Below are 24,137 nucleotides of genomic sequence, written 5' to 3'. Positions count from 1 at the left end.
CTAGCGCCCGTGCGGCGCGCTGACCCGCCATGACCGAAGTGGCCTTCCATTTCAACGTACCAGACCGGCTGGGCTACGCCTGTCGACTGCTGCGCAAGGCGTACGCGACCGGCGGTCGCACGGTCGTCGTCGGCTCGGCGGAGCAGATTCACGCGCTCGACACGGCGCTGTGGACGTTCTCTGCGCTCGACTTCATCCCGCACGCCCGCGCCTCGGCGCCCCCCGAGACGCTGGCCCACACGCCCGTCGTGCTGGCCACCGACGCTCAAGAGGTGGAGGGTGCGCAGATCATGGTTCACCTGGGGGAGACGGTGCCCGCTGGCTTCGAGCGCTTTGAACGATTGATTGAACTGGTCGGCACAGACCAGGCGGGCCGGGCGCATGCGCGCCAGCGCTGGCGGCATTACGCAGACAGGGGGTATGAGATCAAGCGGCACGATGCGGCCGCCAAGGAGTAATCGAAAGATGTCTGAGGAAGATCAACCGTCCGAACAGCCCTCCGGCGCCGAGCAGGAAGTCCCGCCGCAGCGCCTCGTGCCGCGCAACGTTCCGACCTTGACCGAAGTCGTGGGTGCTGAAGTCCCTGCCAATACGCCGCAGGCGCCAGCGCCCAGACAGGCGTCAGCCGCCGATGCCCTGTCTGCGCAACCCGACGCACAGGCGCTGCTGGCCCTCTTGGGACCGGAACTCGATCGGCTCATCAGCGAAGCCATTGGCCGTGTGCTGCATGAGCAGTTGCTCGGCCTCAATGGTCGGGTGCAAAAGACGGTGGCCGAAGTGGTGCGAGATGCCATCGCTACTGCGCACGCCCGTGGTGCGCATGGGGAAGATGTCAGGAGAAACCCCTAAATTGCGCATGCCACCACACTATCGTGTTCCCTGATGTGGTGGCACACGAATTGCGATACCGTTCGAGCCCGTTGAGCTTACTCATACATCTCAACCCATTTCCTTTCTCGGAGGTATTTCTATGCAGATGAAGCTGAAGTTGACCGCAGCCGCAGTGCTGACCCTGGTGGCCGGAGCCGTGATGGCCCAGGAGCAGGTGATCAAGATCGGTCACGTTGGCCCCGTGTCCGGCCCCCAGGCGCACTACGGCAAGGACAACGAGAATGGCTCGCGCATGGCCATTGAAGAGCTGAACACCCAGAACATCACGATCAACGGCAAGAAGATCAAGTGGGAAATCCAGGCAGAAGACGATGCCGCCGATCCCAAGCAGGGCACCGCCGCCGCACAGAAGCTGTGCGACGCCAAGGTCGCCGGCGTGGTCGGTCACCTGAACTCGGGCACCACCATCCCCGCCTCCAAGGTTTACAACGACTGCGGCATTCCGCACGTCACCGGCGCCGCCACCAACCCCGCGCTGACCAAGCCCGGCTACAAGACCACCTTCCGCATCATCGCCAACGACCTGGCGCTGGGTGCTGGCCTGGCCAACTACGCCGCCGACGCGCTCAAGCTAAAGAAGATCGCCGTGATCGACGACCGCACGGCCTACGGCCAGGGCGTCGCCGACGTGTTCAAGGCCACGGCCAAGAAAAAGGGCATCCAGATCGTCGACGAGCAGTTCACCACCGACAAGGCCACCGACTTCATGGCCATCCTGACGGCCATCAAGTCCAAGAACCCGGACGGCGTGTTCTTCGGCGGCATGGACCCCCAGGCCGGCCCGATGCTGCGCCAGATGGAACAGCTGGGCATGGCCAACGTCAAGTACTTCGGCGGTGACGGCATCTGCACGACCGAGATCGCCAAGCTGTCCGGCGGCGCCAAGACGCTGGGCAACGTGGTCTGCGCCGAAGGCGGCGCCTCGATCCAGAAGATGCCTGGTGGCACCGCCTGGAAGGCCAAGTACGACGCCAAGTACCCTGGTCAGTTCCAGGTCTACAGCCCGTACACCTACGACGCCACCATGCTGCTGGCCGACGCCATGAAGCGTGCCAACTCGTGGGACCCCAAGGTCTACATCCCCAAGCTGGCCGAGTCCAACTACAAGGGCGTGACTTCCAACATCCAGTTCGAACCGAACGGCGAACTGAAGAACGCGGCCATCACGCTGTACGTCTACAAGGACGGCAAGAAGACGCCGCTGAACTGATCGTGGCGCCAGGCGATGGTGTCAACACCGCCGTCGCCAGCCTCGTCAGCCCAACCACCCTTCGGGGTGGTTTTTCTTTTTCTCGCCTGCGCACGCATCTGAAGGCGAGTGTGTTCTGAAGTGCCCCGCTGGCCTTCGTTCGCGCCGCGTCCGACCGACGGGCCAAAGCGGCCGCGCGCCTCAGCCTGCAGGGGTGCCGCCAAACCGGCCCGCGCGCAGCTTGCGCGCCAGTGAGGCTTCCACCGGCAGCGGCTCGCCGTGCAGCCAGGCGGCGGCGATCTCGCCGCACAGCACGGCCAGGGTCAGGCCGCGGGCGCCGAGGCCGGTCAGCACGTGGAGGGGGAGCGGTGTGTCGCGTGCTGCGGTTTCAATAGCTGCTTGCGCAGGTGGTTGTACGGCTGGAGGCCGATTTTTCTCATAATCCGGCACCATCGACACCGGCCACGCGCCGACCGCCGGCAGGCGATCGGGCAGGGTGGCGCGCACGCCGGCCCATGCCTGGGCGCGGCCGTCCGGCCATTGCGCGTCCAGCGTCGCGCTGGCGGCGGGCAGCAGTTCGGCCAGGCGCTGGCGGTTGTGGGCGTGGTCTTCGGGGCGCAGCAGTGGCTGGCTTTCACCGCGCTCGAAGGTGGAGCCGGTCACCCACATGGGACCACCGTTGCCAGGCACGTGCGCGATCAGGCTGCCGTGGCCGCTGACGGGAAAGGGCGGCAGGCTGGCGGCGTCGTCCGGCATGGGGCCCCACGCGACCTGGCCGCGCAGGGCGTGCAGGGGCAGCGCCGCGTTGCCGCGTGCTGGCAGCAGGGCCAGAGAGCCGAAGCCGGCGGTGACGAAGACCAGGTCGGCCTCGGCCAGCACGGTGCGATCGGCGCCCAGCACCTGCCATTGCGCGCCGTGTGGGCGAAGGCTGGCCACGGCCTGACCCCCTTGCCAGGCGACGCCTGGTGCGCCCAGCATGGCGCGCACCAGCGCCGCCGGACGAATCCAGCCGGCGTGTTCGTGCCACAGCGCGCGCTGGGTGTCGTCCAGCGGTACGTGGGCGGCTTGGGCGTGCGCACGGGTGCGTGGGTCGGTGTCGGGCCAGGATTCGGGTGCGGTAGCGCCGTCAGCGGCCACGTCTTGCCAGGCGGCGGGCGGACGGCGCTCGCCGGGGCTGTGGCGCTCCAGCACGCCGGTGGCGCCAAAGTCCACTCCCTCTTGCAGCAGTGCGGCGGCCCGCGCCAGGGTGGCGCGGGCGCCAGCGCGGGTCAGGCGCGACAGCGGGCGGTCGTCGGGTGAGACGTGCGGCGCCACCACGCCGGCAGGCAGGCCGGATGCCCCGGTGGCGGGCGTTGGGGCCGCGTCGAGCACGGTGACGCGCCAGCCGCGTTGCGTCAGGCTGTAGGCCGCTGACGCCCCGGCCAGGCCGCCGCCGATCACCACGCAATGGCCCGGCGCTGCCACCTGCACCGGCGCGTCGGGTGCCTGGCGCCGGCGTGGCGACCAGCGCGGCGCCAGGCGGGCGCGCAGCACCTCGCCCTTGGGCGCCGGGCCGCGCACGCGTTCGACCTCGAAACCGCAGGTGATGAGCGCCTCGCGCACCGGCGCGGCCACGCACCAGGTCGCCGCGCGCGCGTCGGGGCGCGCCAGGCGCGCGATCGCCTTGATCACCGGCAGGCCCCACATGTCGGGGTTGCGCTCAGGCTCGAAACCGTCGAGGTAGACGCTGTCGAAGGCGCCACTCAGCTCGGCCAGCATCGCGCGCACGTCGCCCACAGCCAGCGTCAGTTGCACGCGACCTTGGTTCAGGCTGAGGCGGTGCAGGCCCGGCAGCAAGCCGCGCCACTGGGCGGCCAGCGCTTCAGCCAAGGGGCGCAGCGCGGGGTAAGGCGCGGCGCTGCGCAGCAGGTCGGTGGCGTCGGGTGGAAAGGCTTCGACGGCGCTGTAGAACAGCCGCTGCGGGCGCTCGGGGTCGCTCTGCCAGGCCAGCCAGGTGGCCAGAAAGTTCAGGCCGAGGCCGAAGCCGGCTTCCAGCACCGCCCAGCGTGGCGCGTGGGCCCACAGCGGGCGCGCCACGGCCATCGGGCTGCCCACTGGCCCGCGCAGCAGGCCGCAGCCTTCAAGGAACACCGCTTGCGCCTGCGCCAGGCCGCTGGTGCTGCGGTAGATGTCGCCAAAGCGCGGGCTGTACGGCGTGCCGTCTGCACGCCATTCGACCGTCGGGTTCGCCATTTTGCTATCGTAAGAGGAGCTGGTCGCGCAATCTGCTGTAAGGCCAGAGGGCGATTTTGCTTGAAACTCGCGGGGCGCAGCGTGATGCAGGTCAACGCGGCATGGGCAGCCTTGCCAGCGCGAATGCCGATGCGTTCATCCGTAGTCCAGCGCGCCAGGCTGCACGCCCACATGGTCGGGCGGCGGGTCGACGGCAAAGCGCACGGCGGCGATGTGCGTGTGCCTCAGGCGCAGCGCCTGCGCGACGCGGTGCATGCCGTCCATCACGCCGCCGTCGGCACTCAGGATCACCGGCCAGCGCAGATCGGTGGTGTCCATCAGGCGCACGTGCTCGACGATGGCGCGCGGTGTGGGCACGGCGTCGCCATGGGCAAACCACCAGTTGTCGTCCAGCTCGCGGATGGCGGACAGCGGCACCTGCTGCACCGGCAAGTCGCGCGCCAGGCGGATCAGCCGGTGCACGTCCCACGCGCGCAGGCCCTGCGGGCCAGGCCGAAAGTGGTATTGGCGGCGCAGCGCGCCCAGGGCGGCTTCGCTGTCGGCCGGGGTTGGCGCGCCGGTCATGGCGTGCAGGCGCGCGCTGGGGGAGGCGTGGTGCTCAGGCCGCGGGCGGCACGTAACCGGCCGCCTGGTCGGCGCCGCCGCCGAAGAAGTGGTTTTCCATCTGGCGCTTGAGGTATTCGCGCGCCCGCTGGTCGGCCAGGTTCAGGCGGTTCTCATTCACCAGCATGGTCTGGTGCTTCAGCCAGTCTTGCCAGGCTTCCTTGCTCACGCCTTCCCAGATGCGCTTGCCCAACTCGCCCGGGTAGGGGGGAAAGTCCAGGCCTTCGGCCTCGCGGCCCAGTTTGATGCAGTTGACCATGCGTGCCATGGGGATCCTTCGTCGTGGTTGGCCGGTGGACGCGGCGCGGCGGCGCGCGACGCCCCCGAGCAGGGGATGTGAACCCGACACTGTAACAAGTCCGACGCATGGCTCGGAGTGCCCTTACTCCCGGGGTCGATGCCGGCAGTTCTTCACACGAGCGCGGCGGGAAGAACTGCCGCCGGCCTCAAGCCGAGCGAGACTCGCGCACGTCGAGCCAGGCGACGAGCAGAAAACCGCCCACCAGGCCCAGGTGCTCAAAGAAGCTGTTGGCCGCCATGAAGCGCTCCTGTCCCACGGGCAGCTCCCAAAAGCGCAATGCGATGAAGGTTGCCATCAGCGTGAACGCCGCCAGCGCGAGGGCGCCAAGCCAGCGCAGCCAGCCCGTGAGGATCATCAGCGACGCGCCCAGCTCCAGCACGATCACCAGCACCGCCATCAGGGCGGGCGGCGTCAGTCCGAAATGCGTCATCTCGCCCACGGCGCCGGGGAAGTCGGTCAGCTTGTTCAGCCCCCCCTGCAGGTAGGCCGCACACAGGCCCAGGTAGGCCAGCCAGCGGATCGCCGGGCTGCCCAGCACAGGGCGCACAGACTGCGTCAGGCGGCCGGCGAAGGACGTCGGTGCCGCCATTTAAACCATCCAGCAGCTGCAGCCCAGCGCACCGAAGAAGCCCTTCAGGTCCGACGCGGGGATGTTGGACGCCCAGGCGCTGGCGTGCTGGTGGCCGTGCATGCCGCAGCCGGTGCCGCAGCCACAAGCGGCGGCCATCTGTCGGTAGCGCGCCGGGTGCAGCGAATTCTTGCCCGCACCTTCGGGGTCGCCCCAGGCGCCATAGCCACCGTAGCGCCGCACCGGCGACCAGTCGGGCATGGCGGGTGGCAAGGGGTTGTCGTCGTGCTTGGCGAAGTTGCCGGCACCGTAAACCACGCGGCCACCGACCACGGTGAGGTCGCTGGTCAGGAAGGAGATCTCGTCCTCCGGCACCTTGAAGTAGTCCTTGCTGGGCACGATCAAGTCAGCCAACTGACCGACCATGATCTGGCCGCGCTGGCCCACTTCGTTGCTGAACCAGGCCACGTTCTCGGTCCACATGCGCAGGGCGGTTTCGCGGTCGAGCAGGTTGCGCTGCGGGTACATCTGCAGGCCACCCAGGCTCTTACCCGTGACCATCCAGGACAGCGAAACCCAGGGGTTGTACGACGCCACGCGCGTCGCGTCGGTGCCGGCCGAGACCTTGACGCCTTTTTCCAGGATCTTCTTGACGGGGGGCGAGGCTTCGAGCGCCTTGGCGCCGTAGCGCTCGGCAAAGTACTCGCCCTGGTAGGCCATGCGGTGTTGCACGGCGATGCCGCCGCCCAGCGCCGCAATGCGGTCGATGGATTTGTCGGAGATGGTTTCGGCGTGGTCGAAGAACCAGTTCAGGCCAGTGATCGGCGTTTCGCGGTTCACCTTCTCGAACACATCCAGCGCGCGGCTGATGGTCTCGTCGTAGGTCGCGTGCAGGCGCCACGGCCACTTGTTCTGCACCAGCACCTGGATCACACCTTCCAGATCGCCTTCCATGCTGGCGGGCATGTCTGGGCGCGGCTGGCGGAAGTCTTCAAAGTCGGCCGCCGAATACACCAGCATTTCGCCCGCGCCGTTGTGGCGGAAGTAGTCGTTGCCCTGCTTGTATTTGACGGTCTGGGTCCACTTGATGAAGTCTTCTTTTTCCTCCTTGGGCTTTTGCGTGAACAGGTTGTAGGCCAGGCGCACCGTCAGCTGCTTCTGCTCGTCCAGCTTTTTGATGACCTCGTAGTCTTCGGGGTAGTTCTGGTAGCCGCCACCGGCATCGATCACGCCGGTCACGCCGAGGCGATTCAACTCGCGCATGAAGTGGCGCGTGGAGTTGAGCTGGTAGTCAAACGGCAGCTTGGGGCCCTTGGCCAGCGTGGCGTACAGGATGGTGGCGTTGGGCTTGGCCACCAGCAGCCCAATCGGGTTGCCGCTGCTGTCGCGCACGATCTCGCCGCCCGGGGGCTCGGGCGTGTCCTTGGTGTAGCCGACGGCGCGCAACGCAGCGGCGTTGAGCAGCGCGCGGTCGTACAGGTGCAGCAGGAATACCGGGGTGTCGGGTGCCACGGCGTTGATTTCTTCCAGCGTGGGCAGGCGCTTCTCGACGAACTGGTGTTCGGTAAAACCACCCACCACGCGCACCCACTGCGGCGCCGGTGTGATGGCGACCTGCGCCTTCAGCATGGCCATGGCGTCGGCCAGCGAACGCACGCCGTCCCAGCGCAATTCCAGGTTGTAGTTCAGCCCGCCGCGGATCACGTGGGTGTGATTGTCAAACAGGCCGGGCAGGGCGCTGCGGCCCTGCAGGTCGATCTTGCGCGTGCCGTCGCCAGCCAGCGCCAACACCTCGGCGTCGGAGCCGACAGCGACGAACTTGCCGCCCCGGACAGCCACCGCCGTGGCCGTGGGCTTGGTCTTGTCTAGCGTGGTGAACTGGCCGTTGTGAAAAACGATCTCAGGGGACGAGGACATGGAGGCTCCTGAACGTGAAGGTGTGCTGCCAGCGCAGCCCACCAAACTACCCAACGCTACCGAAGTGGCAGCGCCAAGGACTTTGCGACGTGAAGTCATAGCGTTAACAAAAATGGAAGATCAACGAATGGCGGCGCCGGCTGGCCCTTCGGCCCTCGCTGCGGCGCCCGTGTCAGTTGGAAGAGGTGTCGCGTGCTGCGACGGTGGCCTGACAAGCCTGGTTGCCGGGCAGCGGCCCCAACACGTGCTGCGTGGCCTGCGTCTGTTCGCATGCCGCCTTTAAGGCGGTGCCCGCCATCAGCTGCTTTCCAACCGGGATGATTTGCTCGCCCAGCAGAATGCCCAGCAATCCGGCTAAGGCCACCAGCGGTGGCGCGGGTGAACGCACCTGCAGCAGGCTGTAGATCACACCGATCAACAAGCCCGCCCCCAACGACAGTACATACATCTTCATTCGCATGGTTCCTTGTGTGCGCAACCCCTGCCATGCCGATCCCGTGAATCTCGCAGGAAGGTGTCGCTGCGGGTTCAGTCACGGGCGGGCGTGGGGCCGATGCTGAGGCCGTGCTGGGCGCGCTCGGGCGCTTTGTGCACCATGGTGTAGGCGTAGTCCACGCCCATGCCGTAGGCACCCGAATGTTCGCGCACGATGTCCATCACCGCCTCGTAGGTATCGCGGCGGGCCCAGTCACGCTGCCATTCCAGCAGCACCTGTTGCCAGGTCATGGGCACAGCGCCGGCCTGCACCATGCGCTGCATGCTGTAGTTGTGGGCGTCGAGCGAGGTGCCGCCCGAGGCGTCGGCCACCATGTAGATCTCGTAGTCCTTGTCGTGCATCGCCGACAAGGCGAAGGTGGTGTTGCACACCTCGGTCCACAGGCCCGAAACGATGATCTTTGTGTGGCCTTTGGCCACATTCGCAGCCAGCGCATCGCGCACGTTCTGGTCATCCCACGAATTCATCGAGCTGCGCTCAAGCAGCGGGCTTTCGGGGAACACGTTGAGGAGCTCGGGGTAGGTGTGACCGGAAAAGCTGCCGGTTTCGACCGTGGTGATGGTGGTCGGGATGTTGAATGCCTTGGCCGCCTTGGCCAGGGCAATCACGTTGTTCTTCAGGACCTGACGGTCGATGGACTGCACGCCGAACGCCATTTGCGGCTGTTGGTCGATGAAGATGATCTGGCTGTTCTGCGGGGTCAGCAGTTCCTGGTATTGCTTGTTGGGCATGCGCTGGGCTTTCTATTGGAGGGCGCCGGAAAGAAGGGTGGGTGGCGGTCGGTCACGTTGTGCCACCTACTTCATTTTTAGTCTAGGCGCCTTGCGGTAGGTCAGAAATAGACAATTCGGAAAACCAGTCTTTCCGTTTTTTTCGGGCTGCGTGCAGCACAATGCCCGACCCATGAGCAAGCTCCCCGATCTGGAAGCCTGGGCCATCTTTGCCAAGGTGGCCGAGACCGGTTCATTCGCGCGCAGCGCGGCAGAGCTGGGGCTCTCGCAGGGCACCGTCTCCAAGGCCATCACCCGGCTGGAACACCGGATGAAGACCACATTGTTTCAGCGGACATCGCGCCATATCGCCCTGACGGACGCGGGGCAGTACGCCGTTGAGCGCGCCGCGCGCATCCTGCAGGAAGGCGAGGCGATCGAAGCCGAGGTGGTTGACCAGTCCAGCGCCTTGCGCGGCAAGATTCGCATCGCCGCGCCGATGTCCTTTGGGGTGCCGCGGCTTTCGCCCATCCTGCCGGGCTTCATGCAGGCGCACCCCGAGGTCGAGCTGGACCTGCACTTCAGCGACGACCAGGTCGATTTGATCCGCGACCGATTCGACGTTGCCTTGCGCATCGCCAACCTGGTCGATTCCAGCATGGTTGCCCGGCAGCTGTGCAAGGTGCGCATCCTGCTGGTGGGCTCCCCTGCGTATTTCGAGCGATATGGCCGCCCGCAGCACCCGCGTGATTTGGCGCAGCACAAGGGCCTGCAGTACAGCTATGCACGCTACGGCATGAACTGGACCTTCCGTCACCGCGAACACGGCGACTTCACCCAGGCGCTGCCGATGCAACTGCAGGTCAACAATGCCGAGGCCCTGCAACCCGCGCTGCTGGCTGGCTTGGGGCTGGCCTTGCAACCGTCGTTTCTGGTGTTTCAGGAGTTGCGCGATGGCCGCCTCGAAACCGCACTGGAGGGCTGGGAGGTCGACGCCATCGGCTTGCACCTCGTCAGCCCGTCGGGGCGCAGCCGGCCGGCCCGGGTGCAGGCATTCATCGACTACGCGGTGCAGCAGTTCGCGCACGCCCCCTGGGCCGAAGAGTTGGACTGAGCGGCGAAGCCGGTCGGCGCTATGCTCGGGCGACCGAGTTTGCCCCCCTCTGACTGGATCTGCGCCCGATGAAGCTGCCCCTGCAAGCCCTCGACCCCGACCTGTTCGCCCGCGCCCAGGCACTGCTGGACGACGAATGGCTGGCGCACGACGCCGACCTGGCGCCCGTGCTGCCCACCGTGCTGGCGCGCGGTGTGGGGCAGGACTGGCACAAGGCCGGCACCTTTCGCCACCACCTGATCGGCGTGGCGCGCAGCCTGGCGCTGTGGCAGCAGCCGCGCGCCGTGCGCCTGCTGGGCCTGCTGCACAGCGTGTACGGCAACGCCTTCGTCGACCTGGTCAAGTTCGACATGGCGACCGAGCGCGGGCGCCTGCAGGCGCTGGTCGGCCAGGGCGAGGAAGAGCTGGTCTACCTGTTCTGCACCGCCTCGCGCCGCGAATTCACGCAGAAGGTGCTGGCCGGGCAGATCGAGCCCGACGGCAGCCTGCCGCTGCACACCAACCAGGGCGAGCCGATCACGCTGGCGCCGGACGTGGTGGCCGCCTTTTTGGTCGTCAGCATGGCCGACACGATCGAGCAATGGTTCAGCTGGCAGGACGACATCTATTCGCGCTTTCCCGACACCGACACCAGCCGTCAGCAGAAGGTGCACTGGATGGCCTCGCTCTGGCCCGGGCCGATGCGCCCGTCCGGCCGCATGCTGCACCAGATCAACCGCCTGGGCCTGGCGCTGCAGCACCCGAAACTGAAAGGGCGTTTGCCGATGCCGCCGGTGTTTGAGGCCTGCACCGCGCCGTTCAGCGCCAGCGACGACGCGGCCGCCGCCAGCCTGTATTGGTCCGTCATCCAGCAAGACCAGCCGCTGGCCGACCTGGACGTGGCCACCGGCGTGCTGGAGCAGGCCGTGCGCCTGAACCCCTGGGTGGGCGAGCCGCAGATGGTGCTGGCCCAGCTGTACCTGAGCGCCGGCCGCCGCGAAGACGCCGCCCGCGCGGCAGAAAGCGCCCTGCAAGCGTTCTGCAGCTGGGGCAACGCCTGGGACAAACGCGTGCAATGGGACGCCTGGATCGCCTGGACCCGCATCCTGCTGCAAGGCGCGACCACCGACGGCCCGGGTGCGTGGCCGGAGCGGTTGGACAAGTTGAACAACGTGGCGTTGCGCGCGGGTGCCTGAGTGGCGCCGGGGTGCCGAGGCAGGTTTTGATCGAAATGAAATGGCACGCCAGCGCTACAGCCACCTGCGCAGGCTGCTATCAATTTGGCAATGAAAAATCGCTGTGCGCAGTCGCTTGGCGACAAACCGCCTCCCGGTGCGTTGCCCAGCGACGGCGGCGAACGTGGGTCGACGCAGCTGACATAAGCTCATGACGAAACGGTCTCAGCGCGTCCGGGGATTCGCCGCAACAGGGCACTAGACTGCAAGATTCCGCTGTTCGCGCGTCTGCACAAGCCGGATTTTAAAGAAATCGGCCTCCAGCCCTACAACCATCAGCGCATACAGCTACTCAAACAATAGCGACCCTCAGGAGCCCCCATGTCCGACACCTGGAAGTTTGAAACCCAATCCGTGCACGCCGGCTACACGCCCGACCCGACCACCAAGGCCGTGGCGGTGCCGCTGTACCAGACGGTGGCCTACGCCTTTGACAGCGCGCAGCACGGCGCCGACTTGTTCGATTTGAAGGTGCCGGGCAACATCTATTCGCGCATCATGAACCCGACCAACGACGTACTGGAAAAGCGCGTCGCGGCGCTGGAAGGCGGCATCGGCGCGCTGGCTGTGGCCTCGGGCCAGTCGGCCATCACCTACGCCATCCAGACCATTGCCGAGGCGGGCGACAACATCGTCAGCAGCACCGCGCTGTACGGCGGCACCTACAACCTGTTCGCGCACACGCTGCCGCAGTACGGCATCGAAACGCGCTTTGCCGACCACAACGACCCGGACAGCTTTGACAAGCTGATCGACGCGCGCACCAAGGCCGTCTACGTCGAATCCATCGGCAACCCGGCCGGCAACGTGACCGACATCGCCAAGGTCGCCGCCATTGCGCACAAGCACGGCGTGCCCGTCATCGTGGACAACACCGTCGCCAGCCCGTACCTGCTGCGCCCGTTCGAGCACGGCGCCGACATCGTCGTGCATTCGCTGACCAAGTACATGGGCGGCCACGGCACCAGCATCGGCGGCGTGATCGTCGACAGCGGCAAGTTCCCCTGGGCCGAGCACAAAGCGCGCTTTCCGCGCCTGAACGAGCCCGACGTCAGCTACCACGGCGTGGTCTACACCGAAGCGCTGGGCGCCGCCGCCTACATCGGCCGCGCGCGCGTCGTGCCGCTGCGCAACATGGGCGCCGCGCTGTCGCCCTTCAACGCCTGGCAGATCCTGCAGGGCATCGAAACCCTGGCGCTGCGCATGGACCGCATTGGCGAGAACACGCAGAAGATCGCCGAATGGCTGCAAAAGCACCCGAAGGTGGCGTGGGTCAGCTACGCCGGCCTGCCCGACCACCGCGACCACGCGCTGGCCAAGAAGTACATGGGCGGGCGCGCGTCCGGCCTGTTCACCTTCGGCGTGAAGTCGGCGGCCGGTGACGACGCCCGTGCGGCCGGTGCGCGCTTTTTGGATGCGCTGCAGCTGTTCACCCGCCTGGTCAACATTGGCGACACCAAGTCGCTGGCCACGCACCCGGCCAGCACCACGCACCGCCAGCTGTCGCCCGATGAGCTGGCCAAGACCGGCGTGAAGGAAGAAACCGTGCGCCTGTGCGTGGGCATCGAGCACATCGACGATTTGATCGCCGATTTGGACCAGGCGCTGGCCAAGGTCTGAGGCGCGGGGCGCACGGGGCCGGGGCGGCGCCGAATTCGCGCATTCAGGGTAAATTCGGCCGCTGGCCCTAGTACCACCTGCGCGAGCAGCTATGTAAAATGTAGTGACCCACTGCGCGTCCGATCGGATGCGCGGGGGGCTAGGCGGGGCGCCGACGCTGGCGCTGCCGCCCTCAAGGAGGGTGAAACATGGGATGGTTTTCCAAGTCGTCCGACGACTTCTTCCTGTCCACCGTCGTGCCGCAAGGGCAGGGCGGGGCGCAGGTGGCGCAGTTTCTGGGCCTGGTGAACGGCGAAGCCATCATCGGCGCCAACATCTTCCGCGACATGTTCTCCAGCGTGCGCGACGTGGTCGGCGGCCGCGCAGGCGGTTATGAGCGCGCCCTGGCCGGTGCGCGCGAAGCCGCGCTGGAAGAAGCCAAGGCCGCCGCGCGCGAGTTGGGCGCCAACGGCATCGTCGGCATCGACTTCGACTACGAGGTGCTGGGCGAGACCAACGGCATGATGATGGTCTCGGTCAGCGGCACCGCCGTGAAAATGGCATGAACGGCGCCGCGCCGACAGCCCAAGCGCCAGCCACACCCCTGCCGCCCGCCTGCAGCACGCGCCCGCTGCAGGCGCGCCGCCAGATCAAGAAGGTGGGCGATGAGCTGGTGCGCCAGTACGGCAAGCTGCGCTACTACACGGTGGAACAGGTGCGGCGCGCCAACCAGCGCCAGGCCATCCCGCTCGACGTGGGTTGCTGGTCGCACGCTTTCTTCAACACCCACGCCGACTTCGACCGCCTGCACGCGGGCAGCGGCCAGGCCTGTAACTACGCCGCCATGAAGGCAGAGCTGACCGAGGCGCTGAGCGTAGACAGTGTGCAGGTCGACGCGGCGTCATGGCTGGATTTCGACTGGGATCTGTCGTGGCTGGAGCTGCCCGACCTGGACTGGTCGATCTTCGACTTTTTCGACCTTTGATGCGTCAGGCGCAGCGCGACCCTGCCGGGCAAACGCTCTGAATTGCATAGCTGCCAGCGTAAGCGCCACTGAGGTAAAAGCCGTATTTCTTTCTCCATGATCGAGGGAATGCGCCGCCGCAGCGCCTGCCAGCGCGCCACCCCCTAGAATCGCCAGCTATTACAAGTTGTAGCGACTCGCGGATCGTGCGCGCCGGTGCCTGGCGCCGCGCGGCCCCGACCGGACGGCGCAGGAGAGGGCGCCTCGCGCCATGTTCATCGCCATCCCGCTGGAAACCAAGCCGTCCTGGCGCTCGCCGCCGTGGATGACGCTGCTGCTGATCGCCATCAACTGCTGGGTGTTCTTCGCCTGGCAGGTGCCGGAAGAACGCGCGGTGCAGCGCGCGGCCGAGCGCTACCAGCACACGCCGCTGCCGAAGATCGAGCTGCCGTTGTACGCACAGGAGCTGGATCGACGGGCTGCCGCCTCGGGCAAGGCGCGCGACCGCCGGCGCGCCGACGCCGTCGAGCAGGCACAGCGCGCCGACATGGTCGAGTTGGTCTACCAGGCCATGTGGCATGACAGCGCCTTCCGCGAGCGCCTGCTGGACGGCCGGCTGATCGGCCCGGGCGACCCGCGCCACGCAGACTGGAAGGCCGCGCGCGACGCCTTCACGCCGACCGAGCCCGCCCGCTTCACCGAACGTTGGTCGCAAAACCATGACGCCAACGCGCCGTTTCGCCCCATCACCTGGCTGACCAACACCTTCCTGCACGGCGGCGTGGGGCACCTGGTGGGCAACATGGTCTTCCTGTTCCTGTTTGGCTTCACGCTGGAAATGGCGCTGGGGCGCGGCCTGTACCTGGCGTGCTACCTGCTGGGCGGCATCGGCGCGTCGGCGCTGGCGGCCTGGGTGTACGCGGGCAACGGCGGGCTGGGCCTGGGCGCGTCGGGCGCGGTGTCGGCGCTGATGGGCATGTACGTGGTGCTGTACCGGCTGCGGCGCATCCCGTTTTTCTACATGCTGTTCTTCTACTTCAACTACGCGCGCTGGCCGGCGCTGGTCATGCTGCCGGTGTGGATGGCGTTTGAGCTGGTGCAGCACCTGATGGGCGGCGCGCAGGTGGCCTACATGGCGCACCTGGGCGGGCTGATCACCGGCGCGCTGCTGATGGCGCTGATCATGGCCACGCGCCGCGTGGAGGCGCCCAGTGCCCCTGCGCCGAGCCAAGCCGATGCGGCGGCGGCTGCGCGCCATGCCGAGCTGAAGCCGCTGGTCGACAAGGCCCGCGCGCTGACGCAGAGCCTGCGTTTTGCCGACGCTGCGCTGGTCTGGCAGCGCGCCGCGCGCCTCGCGCCAACCGACCCGGAGCTGCTGCGCGCCTGGTTTGACGCGGCCCGGCACGACCCGGCCAGCGACAGCTTTCACGCCGCGGCGCGGCAGATCTTCAAGCTGTCGACCCGCCACGCGCCGCACCGGCGCCTTCAGGTGGAAAGCTACCGCGTGTACTTGGACCGCGCCAAACCCGGCATTCGCATCAGCCCGGCGACGCTGCAGCAGCTGGTGCGCAGCTTCGTGCTGGAAGGGGAAATCCACGACGCCGAGCAACTGGCGCGCGTGCTGGCGCGCAGCGCGCCGCCTCCCGAGGGCTGGCTGGACACGTTCGAATTGCTGATCAACGCCCAGATGAAGGCCGGGCGCCACCAGCAGGCACAGACCTGGCTGCCGCTCTTGGAGCGGCACGCGCCGCACGAGGCACTGACGCGGCGCCTGGCGGGGCAGGGCGCAAGCTGAGAAGGGGGCGCGTGGCGCCGATCAGGCCCGGGTCGTCACGCTGAAAATTTCAAGCCAAATCGACCGCTGGCCCTACAACCACCGGCGCAGGCAGCTATCAGGAAGATAGCTTTTCGAGCTCGTCGCGCAGCACCCAGGCGGCTTCCTGCGTCGACGGGTGGTCGGGGTAGCGGCGCTGCATGGCCTGCATCACCGGCATGGCCTTGTCGCCCTTGCCCAGGCCTTGCTTGAGCGCGCGGATGATCAACTCGTAGGCGCGCGGGATCTCCACCACGCCAGGGTAATGCCGGTCAAAGCCGCGCAGCAGGGCGATGGTCTGCTTGGCGTCCATGCGCTTCCAGGCCTGTTCGGCCAGGGCGAGCGTGGTGTCGGCCTTGTCGATGGCGAAGTCGGGGATCCGCTTCAGCACGGCGGCGTGCGCTTCTAGCGCCTCGGGGCCCAGCTTGCGGATCAGCAGCAGCGGCAGGTAGCGCTGGGTGTGGTCGCGCAGCCGGCCGGAATGCACGTCGTCCAGCAGCAGCACGCGGTGGTAGCGGCGCTGGTCAGAAACGTTGTCAAAGCCCACGCGCGCCCATTCGCGCGCCTGGGCGATGGCGCCGTTCAGATCGCCTTTTTGCACCAGCTCGGCCACTTCCGCGTCGCGCACTTGGGCTTCGGTCTTGACCGGACGCGCGGCCACGGCGGCGGCGTCGGGTTCGGGCTCGCGCAGCAGGTCGATGTCGAGCGACCCGTGGTGCTGGTACATCACGTAGCCGATCAGTGCGGCCATCACCCACAGGAAGTACACCGCGCAGAAGGTCAGCATGGGCAGCAGCAGCCAGCCCGGCGTGATCGGCAGCAGCAGCTCGACCGCCTTGGGGAAGCCCGCTTGCAGCAGGAACAGGAACAGGCAGAGCAACAGATATTGCGCGCCGATGTCGGTCATGGTGCCCAGCAGCTCGAACGGGTTGAGCGCCGCGCGCAGGCTGGCCGACTGGATCAGCACCATCAGCGTGGCGGGCAGCAGCAGCGACGACACCAGCGATGCCAGCAAGCCCAGCCACTCGTTCTGGCTGCCCAGAAAGCCGATCACCAAGCCATGCACCAGCAGGACGGCGAAGAACTTCCAGGGCAGGACCTTCCAGTCCGGGTCGTTCAGCGCGTTGGTGTAGTCGCGGCTGTGCAGCACGCCGCGCGAGGCCAGCGCCGCCACCTTGAAGGCGTAGCGGCTCGCGCCCAGCAGCAGGCCGATGGCGATCAGGATGCGCGCCACCCAGGGCAAAAACAACCCAAAACTGCCCAGCGCCAGCAGCGTCATGAAGATCAGCGGCTCGACCTGGAACGGGAACAGGAAGAAGTTGTTCAACCGCTGCCAGAACGGCGCGATCGCCGCCGGGCGTTCGTCGTCATCGGAGAGGGAGGCAGGGGCAGAAAGGGCGGCCATGGGGTACAGCAGGCAAGGGTGAAAGGACGCGGTTACCCCCAGACGGAGCGACGGCGGCAGCCGCAATTGTGTCAGAACGCTACGAAATACGGGGTGGGGCCGCTGGATATCGGCCAGGCGGTGGGGTCAAGCCGCTGTGCGGCGACGGACGCTGGCTGGCCCATCCATGCCAGATCGTCGATTTGTTGAATTAGATGGGCCCAAAGACAAAGACCTGTCTGCGCTGGCAGCTACTGTAAGCATAGCTGACCATGCCTTGCCCAGGCATGAAAAGGCGGTCAATGACCGCCTGGTTCGGGGCGAGGGCGCTTGCGTCGCCGCGTCAGTGCGACTCGACCGCGCTGCCGTCGTGCATCCAGCGCGCGTGCTGCGGCGCTTTCTTGGTGCGGTCCCACTCATTGAGCATGTCCCACTTGACGGCATCCAGCGCCTTGTTCATCTGCGGCGTGGCGGTGTCGACGGCCAGCTCCAGGCGGTGGCCAGAGGGGTCGAAAAAGTAGATGGACTTGAAGATGGTGTGGTCCGTGGGACCGATCACGCCGATGCCATCGGCTTCCAGTTTGGCCTTGACTTTGTCCAGCGTCTCCATCGAATCGACCTTCAGCGCCAGGTGCTGGGTCCAGGCCGGGGTGTTCTCGTCGCGGCCCATCTCGGGGCGGGTTGGCAGCTCGAAGAACGCCAGCACGTTGCCGTTGCCCGCGTCCAGGAAGATGTGCATGTACGGGTCCGGCTCCTTGGTGGAGGGGACTTCGTTCTCGGCGATCGCCAGGATGAAATCCATGTCGAGGTACTTCTGGTACCACTCGACGGTCTGCTTGGCGTTCTTGCAGCGGTAGGCGACGTGGTGGATGCGGTCGATGAAGGGCATGGCTAAGGTCTCCTTGCGTCGGTAGCGGTCAATCAATCCATTTGAACATCGGCGCGCGCGATCTGCATGGCTTCGCGCAGCACGGCAATGTCGCCGATGTGGTTGGACAGCAGCAGGATCAGGCGCGCGTTGACGACGGCGCTCTGATCGTCGCTCAGCTCGCGGTGCATCTCGATCAGCGCTTCATAGAAGTCGTCGCCCGGCGAGAAGGTCTGGAAGTAGCGCTTGCCGGCTTCGCGGAAATTGGGGTCGGTGTTCAGGGGCATGGCAGACCTCGGGTTTCAGGCGTTGCAGGTGGCACGCGCCAGCGCGGCCTGGGCACGGGCGGCGTCAAAGCCGCGCCAGCGGGCGGCCACGTGCTGGTCGGGGCGCAGCAGGTAGGTGCTGCCGGGCGCCAGGTCGTAGCGCTCGCGCACGCAGCCTTCGGCGTCGGTCAGCGTCTTCAGGCCGGCGCCGGCCTGGCCGCGCGGGGCGACCACCACGGCTTCAATGCCGATCGGCAGACGGTTCAGCGCCGCCAGGCCGTCCAGCGTCGCCGCGTCGATCTGGCTGGCGTCGTCGGTGTAGTACAGCAGCTGGAAGCGGTTGCCCAACTGGTGCAGCAGCCACGTGGGCTGCCCTGCGACCTGCACCGGCGCGTCCAGCAGCGGGGCGCCCGGGATCATGTCGCCGGCAAAGCCGTCGCTGTCGGGCGTGTTCAGGCGCGAATCGGCCAGCCAGCTCGGCACCGAGAGGCGCCCGGAATTGACCAGCGCGCGCGCAAACGGGTATTTGCCCGCCAGACTGAGCACGGCGTTGCGAAAGGTCTTGCTGGTGGCGCTCTTGGGCGTGATGAAGTCGGTGGAGCGGGTCGAATTGAGCAGGTTCTCGTCCGCCGCGTAGGAGCGCTCTTCGTGGTAGCTGTCCAGCAGCGTGGCGGGCGCCTGGCCAGCCATGACCAGCTTGAGCTTCCAGCTCAGGTTGTCGGCGTCCTGGATGCCGCTGTTGGCGCCGCGCGCGCCGAAGGGCGAGACCTGGTGCGCCGCGTCGCCCACGAACAGCACGCGACCATGGGTGAAGCGGTTCATGCGGCGGCACTGGAAGGTGTAGACGCTGACCCATTCCAGCTCGAATTCGCGCTCCGATCCCCCTTGCGCCGCCAGCATGGCCTTGATGCGCGGGATGACGTTCTCGGGCTTTTTCTCTTCCACCGGATCGGCCTGCCAGCCGAGCTGGAAGTCGATGCGCCAGACGTTGTCGGCCTGCTTGTGCAGCAGCACGCTCTGGTTGGGGTGAAAGGGCGGGTCGAACCAGAACCAGCGCTCGGCCGGGAAGTCGGCCTTCATCACCACATCGGCGATCAGAAAGCGGTCCATGAAGACCTTGCCGTCGATGTCCAGGCCCAGCATGGTGCGGACCGGGCTGCGCGCGCCGTCGGCCACCACCAGCCAATCGGTCGTCAGCGTGTAGGGGCCATCGGGCGTTTCGACCTGCAGCGTGACGCGCTCGGCGCCGGGCGCGACGGCCGTCACCTTGCTCTTGAAGCGCTTGTGCAGCTGCGGCAGCTCGTCCGAGCGCTGCACCAGAAACTCTTCCAGGTAGTACTGCTGCAGGTTGATCATGCCGGGGCGCAGGTGGCGGTCCTGCGGGCGCAGGTTGAAGTTGAACACCTCGCCTTCGCCAAAGAAGGTGCGGCCCACGTCCCAGCTGACGCCCTTGTCGACAAAGCGGTTGTCGCAGCCGATGCGGTCCAGCACCTCCAGCGTGCGCTTGGCGTAGCACACGCCGCGCGAGCCGATCGACACCGTGTCGTCGTCGTCCAGCAGCAGCACGTCCTGCCCCTGCTGCGCCAGATCGATCGCCGTCGTCAGCCCCACCGGGCCGGCGCCGATGACGATCACCGGGTAATGCCCGGGGCGCCCTTCGGCAATCTCCGGCGGCCGCTCGTATGTGAACTTGGGGTAGGTGAAGGTCTTTTGCACCTGTGTCTCCTGTGTTCCGGCGATCGGAACGATTTTTAAGTCTTTTTGGCCTCTGGCCCTACAACTACCTGCGCAAGCAGCTATCAATTGAGAAGCAATTGCGGTCCCACAAAGCGACGTCGCTGACCGTCCAACCTCGCGCACGCTGCGCAAAGTGCGCACCCGCCCAGCGGACGCCATGTGCGGACCTGCGCCGCACATCGGCGTCGTCCCCCTTGCGCAGCAAAAGAGGGATGGCGCGTCAGCGCCTCAGGGGGTTAAACCTTCTGCAGCTCATGCCACATCTGCTGATCCCGCTCCGCGGTCCAGATCCGCGGGTCGCGGATGCCGCTGGCCTCGTCGTGCGCACGGGTCACGTCGAAGGGCAGGCAGTGCTCGTAGATGAAGACCTGAGCGAACTTCGGGTCCATCTTGCTGCGCGTGTGCTTCATGGTGGCGTTCAGGTCCATGCCCTGCGCCACGGCTTCCTGGGCGCTGCTGTAGAGCGTGCTGACGAAGTCGCGTGTGTAGGCCAGACCTTTGGCGACGGCGTCGGGCGTCATCAGCGTGGGGCCACGGCCGGGCACCAGCTTGTCGAACTTCATGGCGGCCAGGTTGTCCAGCGTCTGCGGCCAGTCGGCCAGGTAGGCGTCGCCGGTGTAGCAGGCGGCGTCGGCTTCCACCAGATCGCCCGAGAAGCAGATGTTCTGGCTGGGCAGGTAGACGATGGTGTCGCCCTTGGTGTGGCCGCGGCCCACCTGCTTGATCTTGACCTCCAGCTTGCCCAGCCACACGGTCATCTCGCCGGTGAAGGTCATGGTGGGCCAGGTCAGGCCGGGCACGCTTTCGACGGCCTGGAACAGGCGCGGGAAGCGGCCGATCTCCGAATCCATATCCTGCTGGCCGCGCTCGACGATCAGGTCCCAGGTGTCGTGGCTGGCGATGATCTGCTCCAAGCCTTCGTTCTTGTACCCACTGGCGCCCAGCACGCGCACGGCGTGGTAGTGGGTCAGCACCACGTACTTGATGGGCTTGTCGGTGATCTCGCGGATCTTCTGGATGACGCCTTGCGCGGCCACGGGCGTGGCGGTGGCGTCGATGATCATGCAGCCGTCGTCACCGATGATGACGCCGGTGTTGGGGTCGCCTTCAGCCGTGTAGGCGTAGGCGTTGTCGCTGAGCTTGTCCCAGCTGATCTGCTTTTCTTCGAGGTCGGCGTGGGAGGCGAATTTTTTGTCGGCCATGGGGATGCGGTCTCCGTGGGGTGGGAATCGGTGGGCCGGATTGTGCGCGCGAATTATCTATTCGTCAATTCGTTCGTTAATGTTTAATTTCAGTGGCGGCGCACGCGACCCCGGGTGCCGCCAGGCGCGCAGACCCGAAATACGTCAACGCACCGGCATCATCTGTTCGAGTTCGCGCGCTCGCGTGGCAGTCATCGCCAACACACAGGCATTGCCCGCCACGCGCGCGGCGGTGCCGCCATCGGGGTCGCCCTGGAAGCGGCAGTTGGCTTGGCGGTACTGCAGCCACTCGCGCTGCACCGCTTGCAGCTGTTGGCGGCGCGCTGGCTTGAGCGTCTGCTGAAATTGGCGGTAAGCCGCATTGAGCCGCTGGTCCTGGCGCTGCAGTTCCACGCCGATGCAATCGATCATCGACGCCGTCACCCCACTGGCCTTGTCCATGCAACTGCGGTAGCTGGCCGAATAGTCACTGTCATCGGCGTGCGCTGCGGCGCTGAAGGCGCCGAGCAGGCAGGCGAAGGCGGCGGCCGACGCGCTGCAGCGCGCCCACTTACGGGTGGGGGGAGCGGGGAAATACAGTGCCATGGGTATCGGATGTCCTGAAAAGACGGGCGGATGTGCCCGGTCGATCAATCGGTCTGCGCTGCCACGTAGCCCAAGCGCCGCGAGACGTTGGCGGCATGTTCACGCAGCAGGCGCCCGGCCGGGCTGTCGATCTCGGCGCCGAACTCGCCGTGCGGGCCGATCATGGTCATCACCAGCGCCAGGTGCCCGGCCGCGTCGAACACTGGCGCGCACAGGGTGTTGACGCCCGGCTGCGGCATCGACAGTCCGCGGCCCATGCCGCTGGCACGGATCTCGGCCAGCAGGCGCTGGATCTCGGGCGCATCGAAGTCCGCACTGGGGCCGCCCACCACGCGGCGGTGCTCGTCCTCCAGCATGGTGCGCACCATCTTTTCAGGCAGGTAGGCGGCAAAGACGCGCCCGGTGATGGTGTTGAAGAGCGACATCACGGTGCCCACGCGCAGGTTCACGTGCAGCGGGTAGCGCGGCTCGTCGAGGCGCACTACCGTCGGGCCCAGTTGGCCCCACACCGCCAGCGCGATGCTCAGGTCGGCGCGGGTGGCGAGTACGGCGGCCTCCTGGCTGGCCTCAGTCAGTGGATCGAGCTGCTGCAGCGCGGCCAACCCCATCTGAAGCGCGGCCGGACCGAGTTCGTAATGACCGGTGAGCGGGCTCTGCTTGACCATGCCCGCGGCCATGAAGCTGACCAGATAAGGGTGCGCCTTGCCCGGCGGCATGCCGGCCAGCGCGGCCAGTTCCTTGAGCGCCAGAGGGCGCTGCTGTTCGGTCAGCGCCTGCAGCACTCGCATGCCGACCTCGATGGACTGGATGCGGCGCTGGCGCTTGGGCTCGGAGAGGCCTGGGTCGGCGTCGGGCGCCAGATCCAGCGGGTCGTCGGAAGACAGTGGCTTGACCATGTGGGCGATTATCACGGTCAGCCTGTCGTCCTACACGTTCTGGTGAAGGGCGTTGCCTGCAAGGTTTTGCGCGGCGCAGCATGATGCGCGGTTGCAGTACACCCCCGCGTGTTTCCCACGCATTTTCAGGAGTTTTTCCGTGAGCCAGACCCATATCGCTGTCGTCGTCGGCAGCATCCGCAAGGAATCCTTCAACCGTCAGTTTGCCGAGGCTTTCGTCAAACTGGCACCGGCCGACTTCAAGTTCTCGTTCGTGCGCATCGACGATCTGCCGCTGTACGATCAGGACGCCGATGCCGCGCCTGCCGTCCCGACCGTGGCACGTCTGCGCGACGAGATCAAGCAGGCCGACGGCGTGCTGTTCGTCACACCCGAATACAACCGGTCCATCCCGGGCGTGCTGAAAAACGCCATCGACCAGGCGTCGCGCCCCTGGGGCAAGAGCGTGTGGGCAGGCAAGCCGACCGCCGTCATGGGCGTGTCGGTCGGCGTCATCGGCACCGCGCTGGCTCAGCAGCACCTGCGCAACGTGCTGGCCTACCTGGCCATGCCCACGCTGGCGGGCAACGAAGCCTTCATCCAGTGGAAGGACGGGCTGGTGGTCAACGGCGAAATGGGCGAACAGAGCAAAGAATTCGCCCAGGGCATCATGGACGCCTTCGTCGCCTGGGTGAGGAAGTTCCCGCAGGCCAAGTAAGGCCCGGCCCTCCCGCTGCGCAAGCCAGGCGGCGAGCGGGACCACCAAGCGGTTTTGACCTAAAATCGGCCTTCTGCGCAGACGGGTAAAGCGCGGCCAGCTATCGAAAAAATAGCAAACTTGGCCGCCACCTGTCTGATGGCGCAGCGCGTTCGGCGCCGGTGGGGAACCTCGGCGCGGCGCAGCGCTCTAGCTGGCAGCCTGCCATGTGCAGACCGACCTTTTTTCGGACAACCGCTTTGCTCAACGCCTTCTTCGCCCATCCCCGCCGCGTGTTCGGCGCCATCGCCGCCATCAGTGCCGCCATGCTGGCGTTCGGCATTCTTTACCTGCAGAACGTGGTGGGGCTTGATCCGTGCCCAATGTGCATCGTGCAGCGCTACGCGCTGATCGTGGTGGGTGTGTTCTGCGCCATTGCGGCGTTCAGCCGCAAGGTCGCAGCCTGGCGCTTCTGGGGCCTGATGGCCGTGGGCGTGGCCGGTTTCGGCGCCTTCACCGCCGCGCGCCAGAGCTGGCTGCAGTGGTACCCGCCTGAATTTGCGACCTGCGGGCGCGACATCTACGGAATGATCGAATCCTTCCCCCTGCAGCGCGCCATTCCCATGATCTTCAAGGGCGGCGGCGACTGCAGCGCGGTCGACTGGACCTTGCTGGGCGGCACCATCGCCAACTGGTCCTTCGTCTGGTTCCTGATCTTCATCGCGGCGATTCTCATCACGCTGCTCAAACAGCCCGGGCCTCGCAACGGCGTGATGCCTGCCTGACCCCCGCGCGGGCAGTGCGAACAGCCTGACCATGAAAAAGCGGCCCTCGCGGGCCAATGCCAGTCAGTTAAGCCCTACTGCTTCGCTGATGGCTTACAAAGGGAACGTTGAAACGACGTTCCCTTTT

The 24,137-nt window shown here is 66.7% G+C and carries 25 protein-coding genes; 11 read left to right on the top strand and 14 right to left on the bottom strand.

All coding sequences use genetic code 11. The features are described from left to right. The first annotated feature begins 29 nt into the window (after positions 1 to 29). From FVQ98_RS15240 to FVQ98_RS15230, 3 genes are all read left to right on the top strand, one after another. Complete coding sequence (locus tag FVQ98_RS15240) at positions 30 to 458, top strand: DNA polymerase III subunit chi (protein ID WP_147914312.1); 429 nt, start codon at positions 30 to 32, stop codon at positions 456 to 458. Between the two features lie 7 nt (positions 459 to 465). After that, a complete protein-coding gene (locus tag FVQ98_RS15235) occupies positions 466 to 849 on the top strand; it encodes a hypothetical protein (RefSeq protein WP_147914311.1) in 384 nt (127 codons plus the stop codon). Between the two features lie 121 nt (positions 850 to 970). Next, positions 971 to 2,101, top strand: coding sequence for a branched-chain amino acid ABC transporter substrate-binding protein (locus tag FVQ98_RS15230; RefSeq protein WP_147914310.1), 1,131 nt, complete (start codon positions 971 to 973; stop codon positions 2,099 to 2,101). A 180-nt stretch (positions 2,102 to 2,281) separates the two neighbouring features. Here the strand turns inward: FVQ98_RS15230 and mnmC are convergent, their stop codons facing one another. The 7 genes from mnmC to FVQ98_RS15195 all read right to left on the bottom strand — a co-directional run bounded on the left by mnmC (position 2,282) and on the right by FVQ98_RS15195 (position 8,928). After that, the gene (gene mnmC / locus FVQ98_RS15225; protein ID WP_147914309.1) at positions 2,282 to 4,312 is read right to left on the bottom strand and encodes an FAD-dependent 5-carboxymethylaminomethyl-2-thiouridine(34) oxidoreductase MnmC; all 2,031 of its coding nucleotides are present in this window, start codon (positions 4,310 to 4,312) and stop codon (positions 2,282 to 2,284) included. A gap of 135 nt (positions 4,313 to 4,447) precedes the next feature. Next, complete coding sequence (locus tag FVQ98_RS15220) at positions 4,448 to 4,876, bottom strand: hypothetical protein (RefSeq protein ID WP_147914308.1); 429 nt, start codon at positions 4,874 to 4,876, stop codon at positions 4,448 to 4,450. Between the two features lie 34 nt (positions 4,877 to 4,910). After that, the gene (locus tag FVQ98_RS15215) at positions 4,911 to 5,183 is read right to left on the bottom strand and encodes an oxidative damage protection protein (protein ID WP_147914307.1); all 273 of its coding nucleotides are present in this window, start codon (positions 5,181 to 5,183) and stop codon (positions 4,911 to 4,913) included. Positions 5,184 to 5,361: 178 nt separating this feature from the next. Next, positions 5,362 to 5,805, bottom strand: coding sequence for a DoxX family protein (locus tag FVQ98_RS15210; RefSeq protein WP_147914306.1), 444 nt, complete (start codon positions 5,803 to 5,805; stop codon positions 5,362 to 5,364). Further along, positions 5,806 to 7,701 carry an amidohydrolase gene (locus FVQ98_RS15205; protein ID WP_255507803.1) on the bottom strand — a complete coding sequence of 632 codons (1,896 nt, stop codon included), beginning with the start codon at positions 7,699 to 7,701 and terminating at the stop codon, positions 5,806 to 5,808. A gap of 172 nt (positions 7,702 to 7,873) precedes the next feature. Beyond that, a complete protein-coding gene (locus FVQ98_RS15200; protein ID WP_147914304.1) occupies positions 7,874 to 8,155 on the bottom strand; it encodes a XapX domain-containing protein in 282 nt (93 codons plus the stop codon). A 74-nt stretch (positions 8,156 to 8,229) separates the two neighbouring features. After that, entirely contained in the window at positions 8,230 to 8,928 is a 699-nt protein-coding gene (locus FVQ98_RS15195) for a hydrolase (protein ID WP_147914303.1), read from the bottom strand. 172 nt (positions 8,929 to 9,100) lie between these two features. On the opposite strand from FVQ98_RS15195, the gene FVQ98_RS15190 reads away from it, so the two are divergent. The 6 genes from FVQ98_RS15190 to FVQ98_RS15165 all read left to right on the top strand — a co-directional run bounded on the left by FVQ98_RS15190 (position 9,101) and on the right by FVQ98_RS15165 (position 15,593). After that, positions 9,101 to 10,021 carry a LysR family transcriptional regulator gene (locus tag FVQ98_RS15190; protein WP_147914302.1) on the top strand — a complete coding sequence of 307 codons (921 nt, stop codon included), beginning with the start codon at positions 9,101 to 9,103 and terminating at the stop codon, positions 10,019 to 10,021. Positions 10,022 to 10,089: 68 nt separating this feature from the next. Next, positions 10,090 to 11,196 (top strand): DUF6817 domain-containing protein, encoded by a 1,107-nt coding sequence (locus tag FVQ98_RS15185; RefSeq protein ID WP_147914301.1) that lies wholly within the window; start codon positions 10,090 to 10,092, stop codon positions 11,194 to 11,196. A 360-nt stretch (positions 11,197 to 11,556) separates the two neighbouring features. Continuing rightward, on the top strand, positions 11,557 to 12,855 hold the full coding sequence (locus FVQ98_RS15180; RefSeq protein ID WP_147914300.1) for an O-acetylhomoserine aminocarboxypropyltransferase/cysteine synthase family protein: 1,299 nt from the start codon (positions 11,557 to 11,559) through the stop codon (positions 12,853 to 12,855). 188 nt (positions 12,856 to 13,043) lie between these two features. Beyond that, positions 13,044 to 13,400, top strand: coding sequence for a heavy metal-binding domain-containing protein (locus FVQ98_RS15175; protein WP_147914299.1), 357 nt, complete (start codon positions 13,044 to 13,046; stop codon positions 13,398 to 13,400). Continuing rightward, the gene (locus FVQ98_RS15170; protein WP_147914298.1) at positions 13,397 to 13,819 is read left to right on the top strand and encodes a DUF6559 family protein; all 423 of its coding nucleotides are present in this window, start codon (positions 13,397 to 13,399) and stop codon (positions 13,817 to 13,819) included. Before FVQ98_RS15175 ends, FVQ98_RS15170 begins: the two co-directional genes overlap by 4 nt. 250 nt (positions 13,820 to 14,069) lie before the next feature. Further along, positions 14,070 to 15,593: a rhomboid family intramembrane serine protease gene (locus FVQ98_RS15165; protein ID WP_147914297.1), complete on the top strand. Its 1,524-nt coding sequence runs from the start codon at positions 14,070 to 14,072 to the stop codon at positions 15,591 to 15,593. Between the two features lie 97 nt (positions 15,594 to 15,690). Here FVQ98_RS15165 and FVQ98_RS15160 read toward each other — a convergent pair whose 3' ends face one another. The 7 genes from FVQ98_RS15160 to FVQ98_RS15130 form a co-directional block, all read right to left on the bottom strand. After that, positions 15,691 to 17,016, bottom strand: coding sequence for a hypothetical protein (locus FVQ98_RS15160; protein ID WP_147914296.1), 1,326 nt, complete (start codon positions 17,014 to 17,016; stop codon positions 15,691 to 15,693). Positions 17,017 to 17,338: 322 nt separating this feature from the next. Further along, entirely contained in the window at positions 17,339 to 17,884 is a 546-nt protein-coding gene (locus tag FVQ98_RS15155) for a VOC family protein (protein ID WP_147914295.1), read from the bottom strand. Positions 17,885 to 17,916: 32 nt separating this feature from the next. Beyond that, positions 17,917 to 18,150, bottom strand: coding sequence for a DUF2783 domain-containing protein (locus FVQ98_RS15150; protein ID WP_147914294.1), 234 nt, complete (start codon positions 18,148 to 18,150; stop codon positions 17,917 to 17,919). A gap of 15 nt (positions 18,151 to 18,165) precedes the next feature. Then, positions 18,166 to 19,845 (bottom strand): FAD-dependent oxidoreductase, encoded by a 1,680-nt coding sequence (locus tag FVQ98_RS15145; RefSeq protein ID WP_147914293.1) that lies wholly within the window; start codon positions 19,843 to 19,845, stop codon positions 18,166 to 18,168. Between the two features lie 257 nt (positions 19,846 to 20,102). Continuing rightward, positions 20,103 to 21,068 carry an MBL fold metallo-hydrolase gene (locus FVQ98_RS15140; protein ID WP_147914292.1) on the bottom strand — a complete coding sequence of 322 codons (966 nt, stop codon included), beginning with the start codon at positions 21,066 to 21,068 and terminating at the stop codon, positions 20,103 to 20,105. A gap of 144 nt (positions 21,069 to 21,212) precedes the next feature. Continuing rightward, positions 21,213 to 21,653, bottom strand: coding sequence for a lysozyme inhibitor LprI family protein (locus FVQ98_RS15135; RefSeq protein WP_147914291.1), 441 nt, complete (start codon positions 21,651 to 21,653; stop codon positions 21,213 to 21,215). Between the two features lie 44 nt (positions 21,654 to 21,697). Further along, positions 21,698 to 22,549, bottom strand: a complete 852-nt coding sequence (locus FVQ98_RS15130) for an IclR family transcriptional regulator (RefSeq protein ID WP_147914290.1) — start codon at positions 22,547 to 22,549, stop codon at positions 21,698 to 21,700. Between the two features lie 139 nt (positions 22,550 to 22,688). On the opposite strand from FVQ98_RS15130, the gene FVQ98_RS15125 reads away from it, so the two are divergent. Together FVQ98_RS15125 and FVQ98_RS15120 are read left to right on the top strand one after the other, a co-directional pair. Then, on the top strand, positions 22,689 to 23,246 hold the full coding sequence (locus FVQ98_RS15125) for an NADPH-dependent FMN reductase (RefSeq protein WP_147914289.1): 558 nt from the start codon (positions 22,689 to 22,691) through the stop codon (positions 23,244 to 23,246). Positions 23,247 to 23,452: 206 nt separating this feature from the next. Beyond that, positions 23,453 to 24,010, top strand: coding sequence for a disulfide bond formation protein B (locus FVQ98_RS15120; RefSeq protein WP_147914288.1), 558 nt, complete (start codon positions 23,453 to 23,455; stop codon positions 24,008 to 24,010). Positions 24,011 to 24,137 lie beyond the last annotated feature (127 nt).

Origin of the sequence: Ottowia flava, from assembly GCF_008017535.1 — a bacterium.
Classification (GTDB): Bacteria; Pseudomonadota; Gammaproteobacteria; order Burkholderiales; family Burkholderiaceae_C; genus Ottowia; species Ottowia flava.
The sequence above is the reverse complement of the archived record's forward strand: the minus strand, read 5'-3'. Positions and strand labels throughout refer to the sequence as shown.